Below are 12,516 nucleotides of genomic sequence, written 5' to 3'. Positions count from 1 at the left end.
CTTATTTTTTCAGGCCGCGCGCACCAAAACGCTTGTTGAAGCGATCGATACGACCACCAGTAGTCGCTTCTTTCTGCTTGCCAGTGTAGAACGGGTGGCATGCAGAACACACGTCCAGGTGAAGATCTTTGCAAACAGTAGAACGTGTTTTAATGACATTACCGCAAGAACAGTTCGCAGTAATCTCTTCGTATTTAGGATGGATATCAGCTTTCATGATAAACCTCAGTTAGCTACATGCCGCCACCTGATCTTTTGCCAGGCACCGCATCGATTTAAACAGTGCCAGAATCATGGCACGTTGAAGTAGGTCGCGAATTATACGCACGCTTTTCAACCTAGGCAACAAGAAAGAAAGCTGGTCCCGCTACCGGCACCTGGGATAATCTTGGCGGCATGACAATACTTCGCCTTGCCATCCCAAGCCCTTTGCGACGCCTGTTCGATTATCTGCCTCCGGACGGTACTGAGGCCGATGATCTGCAGCCAGGCATGCGTTTCAAAGTCACCTTTGGCAGACGCGAGACCATTGGCCTGCTGGTTGAAATCACCTCTAGCAGCGAAATCCCGGCAAACAAACTCAAACCCGCACGTGAGCTTTTAGACGCCACGCCTGTATTGCCCCCAACCATTATGGAACTGGCACGTTGGGCGGCTGGTTATTATCACCACCCTGAAGGCGATGCTCTGCATCAGGCACTGCCAGTCGCACTGAGACATGGCGATCCCTGCGATTATCGCCACAGCTGGTTCTGGCATGCAGACAAAGAGGCCAGTCTTGAGTGTTTGCCGGGCAACGCGCATCGACAGCGGTCGTTGCTAGAGGTGCTGCTTGCTCACCCTCAGGGGATCAGCCAGGAAGCCTTAAAAGCGGAAGGGTTTGACCCGGCACCACTCAAAAACCTGCTGAATAAAGGCCTGGCACATCGCGAGCAGCACAACCCTTATGCACTAAGCGCTCAGCCTGAGATCCTCAGACAGCCAGCCCTGCCGCTTAACCAGGAACAGCAAAGCGCCCTGACCGGCATCACAGCCCACGCTGGCTTTCAGACTAACCTGCTGGATGGCGTAACGGGGTCAGGCAAAACCGAAGTGTACCTGCAAGCCATCGCACACTGCCTGCATCAGGGCAAGCAGGCTCTGGTACTGGTGCCGGAAATTGGCCTGACGCCCCAAACCATTGCCCGGTTCAAGGCACGTTTTAACGTGCCAATCGCCGCGCTGCACAGCGGCCTGACTGACCGTCAGCGCCTGGACGGCTGGCTGGCCGCTAAAGATGGACATGCCCGGATTATCATCGGCACCCGCTCAGCTATCTTCACACCTATGGCCGCTCCGGGCATGCTGATCATTGATGAAGAGCATGACACCTCCTTTAAACAGCAGGAGGGCTTCCGCTACTCCGCCCGTGACTTGGCGGTATACAGGGGGCGGCTGGAAAACATTCCGGTCATTCTGGGCAGCGCCACTCCCGCACTGGAGTCACTGCACAACGCACTGGAAGGTCGTTACCACTGGCTCAAACTCACTGAAAGGGCCGGCCACTCTCTGCCACCGGCCTTCGAACTGCTGGATATCCGGCAACAGCCCCTGACAGATGGCCTGTCAGAGCCACTGATCGCCAGAATACGCCACCATCTACATCAAGGCACACAGGTGCTGGTGTTTTTGAACCGCCGCGGCTATGCGCCCAGCTTGATGTGCCATGACTGCGGCTGGATTGCCGATTGCAGTCGCTGCGATGCTCACCTGACGCTGCACCGACAACCTCCGCGACTGCACTGTCACCATTGCGATACACAACAGCCGGTACCACACCACTGCCCACAATGTCAGAGTACTGAGATTATGCCGATGGGCGCCGGCACAGAACGTACCGAACAAACCTTACAGTCGCTGTTCCCCAACACGCCGGTTTTACGTGTCGATCGCGACAGCACCCAGCGCAAGAATGCCATGCACCAGATCACTGAACAGGTTGCCACGGGCAAACCCTGTATCCTGTTGGGCACCCAGATGCTGGCTAAAGGCCATCACTTCCCGAGGGTCACACTGGTCGCCATTATTAACGCCGATGGCGGTCTGTTCAGTGCCGATTTCAGGGGCATGGAGCGCACGGCCCAACTCATCCTTCAGGTCGCAGGACGCGCCGGTCGAGCTGACCATCCGGGACAGGTCGTGATGCAGACCCATCACGCCGACCATCCCATGCTGCAAAGCCTGGTCAGTCAGGGTTATGACGCCTTTGCCACGCTGGAGCTGCAACACCGGCATCTGGCTAACCTGCCACCCTATCATCACTATGCCATTTTAAGAGCAGAAGCCACCCAGAGGGGTCGGGCTGACGCTTTCCTGAGCGCCCTGCGCCAGCAATTTACCTCCCATTTACAAACCTCCCATGCCTGTCAGTGGCTGGGGCCTTTTCCGTCTCCGATGGAAAAAAGGGGTGGCTTATTCCGCGCCCAACTGATGCTGCATGCAGCCGACCGAAAACCTTTACACCAGCTATTGCAACAACTGTGCAGCTTTCTGGAACAACACCCGGAAGCGCGCAAGGTGCGCTGGAGCATCGACGTTGACCCGGCAGATACTTTTTGACCCGCTCTCTGCTGCAGGTGCTTAACAAACTGCTCGTTTGCAGGGATAATACGCGGTTCTTCCAACCCCCACGGTACCCCAAGGCACATGAAACAACACATCGCGGAACTGATTGAAGCTGCACTCGCCCAATTGAAGCAGGACGGCATCCTGCCTGGCGAGCTGGAACCCACCATTATGGTGGAAAACACCCGGGACAAGAGCCACGGTGACTTTGCATCGAACATAGCACTGACACTGGCCAAACCCGCTCGCAGCAATCCGCGCCAACTGGCTGAAAAACTGATAGCAGCCTTGCCTGAATCTGCTCAGGTAGACCGCACCGAACTCGCCGGTCCCGGTTTTATCAACTTTTTCATGAACGATGCCTCAACCCAGGCCGTCATCGGAGAGGTACTGGCGCAGGGCGCACAGTTCGGCCTGGCAAAAGCACCGCGTGGCCAGCGTGTTCAGGTTGAATTTGTCTCAGCCAACCCTACCGGCCCACTGCATGTAGGACATGGCCGTGGCGCAGCGTACGGTGCTGCCGTAGCCGATCTGTTGCAGGCGGCGGGTATCGAGGTGGAGCGGGAATACTATGTGAATGATGCCGGCCGCCAGATGAACATTCTGGCCGCCAGTGTCTGGTTGCGCTATCTGGAACGCTGCGGCCAGACCCTGACCTTCCCCAGCAATGGCTACAAGGGTGACTACATCCATGACATTGCCGCCGGTCTGTATGACGATGTCGCAGATGCCCTTAACCGTCCTGCAGCCGATGTATTTGCCGACATCCCAGCCGATGAACCCGCCGGTGGCGATAAAGAACTGCACATTGATGCGCTGATCGAGCGCGCGCAGACCCTGCTCTCAGCGGACGAATACCGTCGTGTCTTTGATGCCGGTCTGAACTCCATTCTGGCCGATATTCGGGAAGACCTGGGCGAGTTCGGCATTCAGTTCCAGCACTGGTTTTCTGAGCGCGGTCTGACCAGCTCAGGTGATGTAGACCGCGCCCTCGCCAGCCTGCAGGAAAAAGGACACCTTTACGAGCAGGACGGCAATATTTGGTTCCGCTCCACTGCATTTGGTGATGACAAAGACCGTGTAGTGAAACGTGCCAACGGTCAGACCACCTACTTTGCCTCTGATATCGCCTACCACATGAACAAGTTTGAACGTGGTTTCGATAAGGTCATCAACATCTGGGGCGCCGATCACCACGGTTATATTGTGCGTGTTAAAGCCGCCATTCAGGCGATGGGCTATGATCCGGACAAACTGGAGATCAAACTGGTGCAGTTTGCCATCCTCTACCGTGGTCAGGAGCGTCTGGCGATGTCGACCCGTTCCGGCTCTTTCGTCACCCTGCGCGAACTGCGTGACGAAGTGGGCAGTGATGCTTGTCGCTTCTTCTACGTGACGCGTAAAGCCGACCAGCATATGGACTTTGATCTGGAGCTGGCTAAATCGGAATCCAAGGACAACCCGGTGTACTACATCCAGTACGCCCATGCCCGTATCTGCTCTGTGCAGGGCAAACTGACTGAAGCGGGCTGGCAGTGGAATCAGGCTAACGGCCTGATCAACCTGAATCTGCTTGAAACCGAGCACGAAAAGGATCTGATCACCAAACTGACCAAGTACCCGGAAATTGTTGATAACGCCGCGCTGAATTTTGAGCCGCATCTGCTGGCCAACTACCTGCGCGAACTGGCCAGTGATTATCACACCTACTACAACGCCTATAAGCTGCTTATTGAAGAAACCGATCTGCGTGATGCCCGTATCACCCTGAGTCAGGCGGTACGTCAGGTGCTTAATAATGGTCTGCGCCTGCTTGGCGTCAGTGCACCGGAGCAGATGTAACATCATGGCGGCGCGGAAAGACTATGCCAAACCACGGCGACAGAGCCAGGGTGCCAGTCGCCAGCGGCCCAGCACGGCCAAAAAACCGCCAAAGAAACGCTTTCCCGTCGGCCTGCTGCTGATCACCTTGCTTATGCTGGGCATTCTGGGCACCGGTTTGTATTTCCTGACCGGCATTAAACCGTCCGGGGAAAAACCGGCCGCGGCTCCAGCCAAACAACCGGCAAAGACCGTAGCACCGGCCCCTGCACCAAAAAAACCAGCCGTTGAAGAGAACGCCCCTGCGACTAAAAATCGCTTCGAATTCTATGACATGCTGAAAGACAGCGAGATAACCCCGCCGTCCGATGTTTATACCTCGACTCCCAAGGATGCCAAATCCGAGGTCAGTTATTTACTGCAGGCGGGGTCTTTCCGCGATAAAAACGACGCCGAGAAGATGCGTGCCCAGCTGATTCTGATGGGACTGCCCAACGTGCATACCGATGCGTCCACCAGCCGCGACGGCACTACCTGGTATCGTGTTCGTACCGGGCCGTTTGATAACCGCTCAACCATGGCCAAAGCCTGGGACAAGCTGGTACGTCAGAATATTCAGCCGCTGCAGATCAAGCAGTAAGGTTTTCCTGTCCGGCACCTTGAAAATCGGGGGTGCCGACTCCATCTTTTCCTCATCACCCGGCGGCATTGCGGTTTTGTCACGCCGTCGACTTTCAACTCACAGGAATCAACATGACCACAATCGTTTCCGTTCGTCGTGCCGGCCAGGTCGTAGTCGGTGGTGATGGCCAGGTATCTCTGGGCAACACTGTCATGAAAGGCACTGCCCGCAAGGTCAACATGCTGCCGAAATACAATGTTATTACCGGTTTCGCAGGTTCTACCGCCGATGCAATCACCCTGCGTGACCTGTTTGAACAACAGCTGGAAAAACATCAGGGCAATATCGTCAATGCGGTGATTCATCTGGCCCGGGAGTGGCGCAGTGACCGGGTGCTTCGCCGTCTGGAAGCCCTGATGCTGGTTGCCAACAAAGAAAAAACCTACCTGATCTCCGGCAGTGGTGATGTGATTGAGCCGGAAGACGGGGTCATCGCCATCGGCTCCGGTGGCAATTATGCGTTGGCAGCCGCCCGTGCTCTGGTGGGTAACACCGAGCTAAGCGCCCGGGATGTGGTTGAAAGAAGCCTGCATATCGCCGCGGGTATCTGCGTCTTCACCAATGACAACCTGACCATCGAAACGCTTGAATCAAGCAGCGCCAGCTAAGGAGCAACCATGTCCAACATGACCCCAAGAGAGATTGTCTCCGAACTGGATCGCCACATCGTTGGCCAGTCCGATGCTAAACGCGCGGTGGCAATTGCCCTGCGTAACCGCTGGCGCCGCATGCAACTGGATGCTGAGCTACGCGCAGAGGTGACACCGAAAAACATTCTGATGATCGGCCCTACCGGTGTCGGCAAAACTGAAATTGCCCGTCGTCTGGCGAAACTGGCCAATGCCCCTTTTATCAAGGTCGAAGCCACCAAATTCACAGAAGTTGGCTACGTGGGGCGAGATGTAGAAACCATTGTCCGTGATCTGGTCGACATGGCGGTCAAAATGCTGCGTGAACAGGCCATGGACAAAGTCCGTTTCAGGGCTGAAGAAGCAGCCGAAGAGCGCATTCTGGATGCGCTGCTGCCACCCGCCCGTAGCAATGATTTCTCAACCACATCCGAAACCAGCCGTGACAGTACCACCCGTCAGGTGTTTCGCAAAAAACTGCGTGAACACCAGTTGGATGATAAAGAGATTGATATCGATATCGCTGCGCCACAGATGGGCGTTGAGATCATGGCTCCTCCCGGCATGGAAGAGATGACCAACCAGCTGCAGAGCATGTTTTCCGGCCTCAGTGGCGGCAAGAAACAACATCGCCGCATGAAAATCAAAGACGCATTCAAACTGCTGACAGACGAAGAAGCTGCGCGTCTGGTTAAAGACGATGAACTGAAGCAGAATGCCGTCGAGCTGGTCGAACAGCACGGCATCGTGTTTCTGGATGAGATCGATAAAGTCTGCAAACGCGGAGAAAGCAACAGTGGCGGTGATGTCTCGCGCGAAGGTGTGCAACGGGATCTGCTGCCACTGATTGAAGGCTGCACCGTCAATACCAAATACGGCATGGTCAAAACCGACCATATTCTGTTTATTGCCTCCGGCGCATTCCATCTGGCCAAGCCCTCAGACCTGATCCCAGAACTGCAGGGCCGTCTGCCTATCCGGGTCGAGCTGAACGCCCTGACCCCCGATGATTTCCGCCGCATTCTGAAAGAGCCGAATGCATCACTGACCCAGCAGTATGAAGCCCTGCTAAAAACCGAAGGGGTCAATATTTCGTTTACCGACGAAGGGATCAGCCGTATTGCCGAGCTGGCGTATCAGGTGAACGAAACCGCAGAAAACATCGGCGCCCGCCGCCTGCACACCATGATGGAGCGCTTGCTGGAAGAACTGTCCTTCGCAGCGGCCGACTGTGCTGGCCAGACCATCACCATCGATCGCGCTTTTGTGGACCAGCAACTGGCTGAACTGAGCCATAATGAAGATCTGAGCCACTACATTCTTTAAACCGGAACACACGCCATGCTGAAAGTACCGCTGCCACAACAGATCAAGCTGCATAAGAAATCCCGTACCCTGGAGCTGGGCTATGCAGATGGCACCTTTGAGCTGACGGCAGAATTTCTGCGAGTACATTCGCCCTCTGCTGAAGTGCGCGGGCACGGTATCGGCAATGGCGTGTTGCAAACCGGCAAGAAATGGGTCGGCATCAAAGAGGTACTGCCAAGCGGCAACTATGCCCTCAAAATCGTGTTTGACGATGGTCACGACAGTGGCCTCTACACCTGGGAGTACCTGTTTGATCTGAGCCATAATCATGATGAGTACTGGCAGCATTATCTGCAGGCGCTGGAAGCTGCCGGCGCCAGCCGGGACAACGGCCTGCTTGCCCGCGGATAACTGACCTGAATCAGGACAAATCCGCAACAGACCGTTACAATGTCACCCTCAATCCAGGCAGGACACGATCCATGACGCAACACGATCCGAATCAGAACGACACCACCCACTTCGGCTACCAGGAAGTGAAACGTGACGAAAAGGTCAAACGGGTTGCCGATGTATTTCACAGTGTCGCAGGCAAATACGACCTGATGAATGATCTGATGTCCGGCGGCATTCACCGCCTCTGGAAACGCATCACCATTGAACAGAGCGGCGTTCGTCGTGGCCATAAGGTGCTCGACATTGCTGGCGGCACCGGTGACCTGACCCAGCGATTTGCCCGCATTGTGGGTCCTGAAGGTGGCGTTGTTCTGGCGGATATCAATGATTCCATGCTCAAAGTGGGTCGTGACAAACTGTTGGATAACGGCATCACCGGCAACGTGGAATTTGTGCAGGCCAATGCCGAATGCCTGCCCTTCCCCGACAACACCTTTGATGCAATCACCATCGCCTTTGGTCTGCGCAACGTCACCGACAAAGACGCTGCCCTGCAATCCATGGCCCGGGTTCTTAAACCCGGCGGCAAGCTGCTGGTACTGGAGTTTTCCAAAACCCAGAATCCGCTGCTGACCAAAGCATATGATTTCTACTCATTCAACATCCTGCCAAAAATTGGCGCGGCTGTAGCTGGCGATGAAGAGAGTTATCGTTATCTAGCTGAATCCATCCGCATGCACCCGGATCAGGAAACCCTGAAAAGCATGATGGAACAGGCCGGACTCACCCAGTGTCGTTATCAGAATATGACCGGCGGCATTGTAGCTTTACACACCGGCATCAAACCCTGAGACGCCCATGAGCACGCTGTTCCACACGGCTGTACTGGCCGCAGCAGAAGGCCTGATCAATCCGCTGCTTCAGCGTGATTCAGTCACATTGGACGCCCTGACAGCATTGCAGGGCAAGGTACTGTCCTTTGAAGTCACACAGCCGACTCTGAAGCTCTTCCTCTTGCCAACCGACAGTGGAGTTCAACTCCAGGCAGAATATGCCGGCACTCCCGATACCATCTTCAGCGGTACAGGCAGCGACTTTGTCACCCTGTTGACCAGCACGGATCGGCGCGATGCCTTGTTTGGCAAATCGATCCGCATCAGCGGCGACAGCCACCTGGCCGAGCAATTTCAGGCGCTGATCGATAATGCCCTGATCGACTGGGAAGGCCTGCTGGGTGACCTGATCGGTGATCTGCCCGCTCACAGCCTGAGCCAGATGTTTCGCTGGAAAAGCGATCAGCTAAAACTCACAGGCCAAAGCCTGATGGCAAACCTGCAGGAATATCTGCAGGAAGAGGCCCGGATACTGCCAACCCGGGTCGAAGCAGAGATCCTCGCCGACGAGATCGAATCCCTCCAGGAACAGACCGAGCGTTTAGCTGCCAGAATCAACTCCCTGAAAAAGTCCTGAGCGACCATCCAATCTGATCTGCACTGCTTGATTAATGTTATGTTGTAACATAACATTCCTCCATCTTTTCATATTGCTGTGTTTTATGTCTGTCACCCGCAACTCACTGGATTATCGTGGCCGCCTGAGCCTGCTATGCCTGTTACTTCTGGTATTGCAGCTCAATCTGCAACTACATCCGCTGGACCATCTCAGTGAGCCTGATCACCCTCTGTGCGAAACATGCCTGTTGCAAAGCAGCAGCCACTACGCCGTGCCTGCAACCGCAACGCTGCAAACCTCTGTTACGCCAGTCCCTGTTCTGAGTGAAACGCTGCAACAACAGCCCACTACGCTCTGCATTACCGCTTATCAGGTCCGCGCACCACCCAACACCATCCTGTGAAGTCTATGACCATGCATGCATAACCTCCTCGGCACTGCCACCGGCAGCATGCTGGAGTATGCATGTCACTTAATTGCCCTTGCGGGCTTTCATGATGGATAATCGAGATGAGACACCTACTCCCACTGGCGCTGTTGGCCGGCAGTACTTTTTCACACCCGGCATTTGCCTCTACAGACGCTGATTTACAGGAACTGCGCCAGCAACTTAATGCCCTGAAGCAACAGTATGAAGACCGTATACAGGCCCTGGAAACACGGGTCCGACTGGCCGAACAGCAGAGTCAGATCGCACAACAACAGACCACCCAGTCGGCTCAACAGCTCAACCAGCTTGAACAACAGATCAACACAACCAGCACCACCCGGGGTAATGGTTTCAATCCTGATATCAGCCTGACGCTGCAGGGTGCAGCTACGTCATATAAAAATGACCCGGCTGAGTATCATCTGGAAGGGATGCCCTTGGGCGGCGAAGCCGGCTTACCGGATGAAGGCATTGGTTTGCTGGAAACAGAACTGACCGCCTCTGCCAATATCGACAATCTGTTTTTTGGTCAGGTAACGCTGGGGCTACATAGCCATGAAGGTGAGACAGAACTGGATCTGGAGGAAGCCTTTATCGATACACTGTCGCTGCCCGGCGGCGTCGGTCTGCGTTTTGGCCGCTTTTTCTCAGAGATTGGCTATCTGAACAGCCACCACAGCCATAACTGGGACTTTGTTGACGCCCCCCTCGTCTACCGTGCATTTCTGGGTGGCCAGTACCGGGATGACGGTCTGCGGGCAAGCTGGCTGATTCCTACCGATTCTCTGCTACTGGAGGTAGGTGCGGAACTGATGCGTGGCGGTCAGTATCCCGCCGGTGAAAGCGAAGGTGCCATGAGCAATATTCAGCATGGCTTTATCAATCTGGGTGGCGACCTGGGCCAGCAGCACAGCTGGCAGATCGGGTTATCACATATGCAGGTGGATGCGCATGAAAGGGTCGCCGGCTCAGATACCCATAACCATGAGCACGAGGAAGATGCCGATATCAACGCCCAGTTCACGGGTGACAGCCGCATTCAGGCCATTGATGCCGTCTGGAAAACCGACCTTTCTCAGGGCCGCCAATGGATTCTGCAGGGTGAATACTTCCTGCGCGACGAAAAGGGCGAAATCCTGTTTGATGAGTCAGGCGAACAGGCTCTGCTCAGCTACAACGGCAGACAAACCGGCTGGTATCTGCAAAGTGTTTTCAAGTTTGCACCCCACTGGCGTACCGGCATCCGTTATGACCGTCTGAATGTCAAAAACCAGCTGTTCCTCAGCCAGGCCGATGCAGATGAAAACGGCACCGCGCTGGACGCTGACGAAGCGATTGAAGAGTCTGGTTACGCCTCAAGCCAGCACGATCCTTATCGCTGGAGCGCCATGCTGGACTGGACGCCCACTGAGTTCAGCCGCCTGCGCCTGCAATACAACCGGGATAACAGCACCGAGGACACGGATCATCAGCTGTTTTTACAGTACATCATGAGCTTTGGTGCTCATGGCGCCCACCAGTACTGAGGATGAGTCCATGCTTAAGCGTTTCTCACTGCTGATCATGCTCTGCATACTCGCCACGCCGGTATCGGCGCAGCTTCAGCTATTTGCCTGCGAGCCCGAATGGGCTGCACTCAGTCAGACCCTCGGCGGCGAACGTGTCACGGTTTACAGTGCCACGCATGCGCTGCAGGATCCGCATCATATTCAGGCACGACCTTCGCTGGTCAGCCAGTTAAGCCGGGCAGACCTTGCGGTCTGCACTGGCGCTGAACTGGAGGCGGGCTGGATGCCACTTTTACAGCGGCGCGCCCGTAATCCGGGCGTTCAGCCTGATCAGCCCGGCTATTTTGCGGCCACTGATCAGGTCAGCCTGCTGGAAATACCACAGCAGCTTGACCGGGCAGCAGGCCATGTTCATGCCGCTGGCAACCCCCATATCCAACTCGATCCACGTCGTCTGGAGCAGGTCGCCGTTGCCCTATCGCAACGGCTGCAACGGTTGGACCCGGCTGGCAGCCCATATTATCAGGCCCGTCTCAATCAGTTTCAGCAGCGCTGGCAAAACGCCATCCGCGACTGGGAGCAGAAAGCCATCCCGCTGCGCGGAAAACGTGCCATCGTGCACCATCGTGACTGGATCTATCTGCTCGACTGGCTGGGTATTGAGTTAGCCGACACGCTGGAACCCAAACCCGGCGTGCCGCCCACGGTGAAACACCTGCAAGGTCTCAGCGAACAGGAGAATATCAGCTGGATTATCCACTCCCCGCTGAATGATAAGCGTCCGGCACAGTGGTTATCAGAGCGGACCGGTACAGCCGTCGTCGAACTACCCCATACCGTAACCGCCCTGCCAGGCACGGACGATCTGTTCAGCTGGATGGATCAGATTATTACCCTGCTTACCGGGCATGCCAAATGAGTCATCTCTGGACGCACCTCAGCTTGCTTCTACCACCGTTATTGGCAGGTCTGATCGTGTTGAGCACCCATGTTCCGCTGGGACAGCAGGTAATTCAACGCGGCATCATCTTCATTGATCTGGCCATTGCCCAACTGGCTGGACTGGGAGTAATTCTGGTGTTCAGTCTGCAGGATTCACCCGCCATCTGGCAGGTTCAGGCCGCAGCTTTTGCCGCAGCATTGTCAGGTGCAGGGCTGCTGCAATTAGCTGAGCGCTGGTTCGCCCAGCGCATGGAAGCCTTTATTGGACTGGTGTTTGTGCTGGCGATCAGTTCGGCGCTGCTGGTACTGGCTCAGGACCCTCAGGGCGGCGAACGCCTGCGCACACTGCTCAGCGGGCAGTTGCTTTGGGTGAGCTACAACGACCTCTGGTTACCGGCGCTGCTGGCTGTGGTGGTACTGTTTTTGTGGCGCTGCGCCGCAATCCGCCGGTATCCAATCAGTTTTTATGCGCTGTTCGCCATCGCCGTCACCAGTGCCGTTCAACTGGTGGGTGTCTATCTGGTGTTTGCCAGTCTGATCATCCCTGCGCTGGCTCAGCCTAAACCGACACTGATCTGGCATGCCCTGTTGATCGGCATTGCGGGGTACTCTGCAGGTTTGCTTGGCTCTTTACTGACCGATCTGCCAACCGGCCCACTTACGATCTGGTGCCTTGCACTGATTGCCGGGGGTTACGGTCTGGTTTTCAGGAGACAACAGAATTCGCAGGAATAAGTGATCTGT

The 12,516-nt window shown here is 55.6% G+C and carries 13 protein-coding genes; 12 read left to right on the top strand and 1 reads right to left on the bottom strand.

Features of this window, described 5'->3' with window-relative positions:
- Position 1 precedes the first annotated feature (1 nt).
- Positions 2-217, bottom strand: a complete 216-nt coding sequence (rpmE, locus tag P2G53_RS06270) for a 50S ribosomal protein L31 (protein ID WP_275815372.1) — start codon at positions 215-217, stop codon at positions 2-4.
- 179 nt (positions 218-396) lie between these two features.
- Between rpmE and P2G53_RS06265 the strand changes: the two genes are divergently transcribed.
- From P2G53_RS06265 to P2G53_RS06210, 12 genes are all read left to right on the top strand, one after another.
- Positions 397-2,598 (top strand): primosomal protein N', encoded by a 2,202-nt coding sequence (locus tag P2G53_RS06265; protein ID WP_275815370.1) that lies wholly within the window; start codon positions 397-399, stop codon positions 2,596-2,598.
- An 87-nt stretch (positions 2,599-2,685) separates the two neighbouring features.
- Positions 2,686-4,446, top strand: coding sequence for an arginine--tRNA ligase (gene argS, locus P2G53_RS06260; RefSeq protein ID WP_275815367.1), 1,761 nt, complete (start codon positions 2,686-2,688; stop codon positions 4,444-4,446).
- A 4-nt stretch (positions 4,447-4,450) separates the two neighbouring features.
- On the top strand, positions 4,451-5,065 hold the full coding sequence (locus tag P2G53_RS06255) for an SPOR domain-containing protein (RefSeq protein ID WP_275815365.1): 615 nt from the start codon (positions 4,451-4,453) through the stop codon (positions 5,063-5,065).
- A gap of 113 nt (positions 5,066-5,178) precedes the next feature.
- On the top strand, positions 5,179-5,715 hold the full coding sequence (gene hslV / locus P2G53_RS06250; protein ID WP_275815363.1) for an ATP-dependent protease subunit HslV: 537 nt from the start codon (positions 5,179-5,181) through the stop codon (positions 5,713-5,715).
- Between the two features lie 9 nt (positions 5,716-5,724).
- Positions 5,725-7,062, top strand: a complete 1,338-nt coding sequence (gene hslU, locus P2G53_RS06245) for an ATP-dependent protease ATPase subunit HslU (RefSeq protein ID WP_275815361.1) — start codon at positions 5,725-5,727, stop codon at positions 7,060-7,062.
- Positions 7,063-7,077: 15 nt separating this feature from the next.
- On the top strand, positions 7,078-7,455 hold the full coding sequence (locus P2G53_RS06240) for a DUF971 domain-containing protein (protein WP_275815359.1): 378 nt from the start codon (positions 7,078-7,080) through the stop codon (positions 7,453-7,455).
- 71 nt (positions 7,456-7,526) lie between these two features.
- Entirely contained in the window at positions 7,527-8,291 is a 765-nt protein-coding gene (ubiE, locus tag P2G53_RS06235; RefSeq protein WP_275815357.1) for a bifunctional demethylmenaquinone methyltransferase/2-methoxy-6-polyprenyl-1,4-benzoquinol methylase UbiE, read from the top strand.
- Positions 8,292-8,298: 7 nt separating this feature from the next.
- Entirely contained in the window at positions 8,299-8,910 is a 612-nt protein-coding gene (locus P2G53_RS06230; RefSeq protein WP_275815355.1) for an SCP2 sterol-binding domain-containing protein, read from the top strand.
- Between the two features lie 85 nt (positions 8,911-8,995).
- Entirely contained in the window at positions 8,996-9,295 is a 300-nt protein-coding gene (locus P2G53_RS06225) for a hypothetical protein (protein ID WP_275815353.1), read from the top strand.
- Positions 9,296-9,402: 107 nt separating this feature from the next.
- Positions 9,403-10,848: a hypothetical protein gene (locus tag P2G53_RS06220; RefSeq protein WP_275815351.1), complete on the top strand. Its 1,446-nt coding sequence runs from the start codon at positions 9,403-9,405 to the stop codon at positions 10,846-10,848.
- Between the two features lie 10 nt (positions 10,849-10,858).
- Positions 10,859-11,749, top strand: a complete 891-nt coding sequence (locus P2G53_RS06215) for a zinc ABC transporter substrate-binding protein (protein WP_275815349.1) — start codon at positions 10,859-10,861, stop codon at positions 11,747-11,749.
- Positions 11,746-12,507, top strand: a complete 762-nt coding sequence (locus P2G53_RS06210; RefSeq protein WP_275815347.1) for a metal ABC transporter permease — start codon at positions 11,746-11,748, stop codon at positions 12,505-12,507. Before P2G53_RS06215 ends, P2G53_RS06210 begins: the two co-directional genes overlap by 4 nt.
- The last annotated feature ends 9 nt before the right edge of the window (positions 12,508-12,516 follow it).

It is taken from the genome of Neptuniibacter sp. CAU 1671, assembly GCF_029222905.1.
In the GTDB taxonomy this organism is placed as follows: domain Bacteria; phylum Pseudomonadota; class Gammaproteobacteria; order Pseudomonadales; family Balneatricaceae; genus Neptuniibacter.
This window is presented reverse-complemented; position numbering and strand designations above follow the sequence as displayed.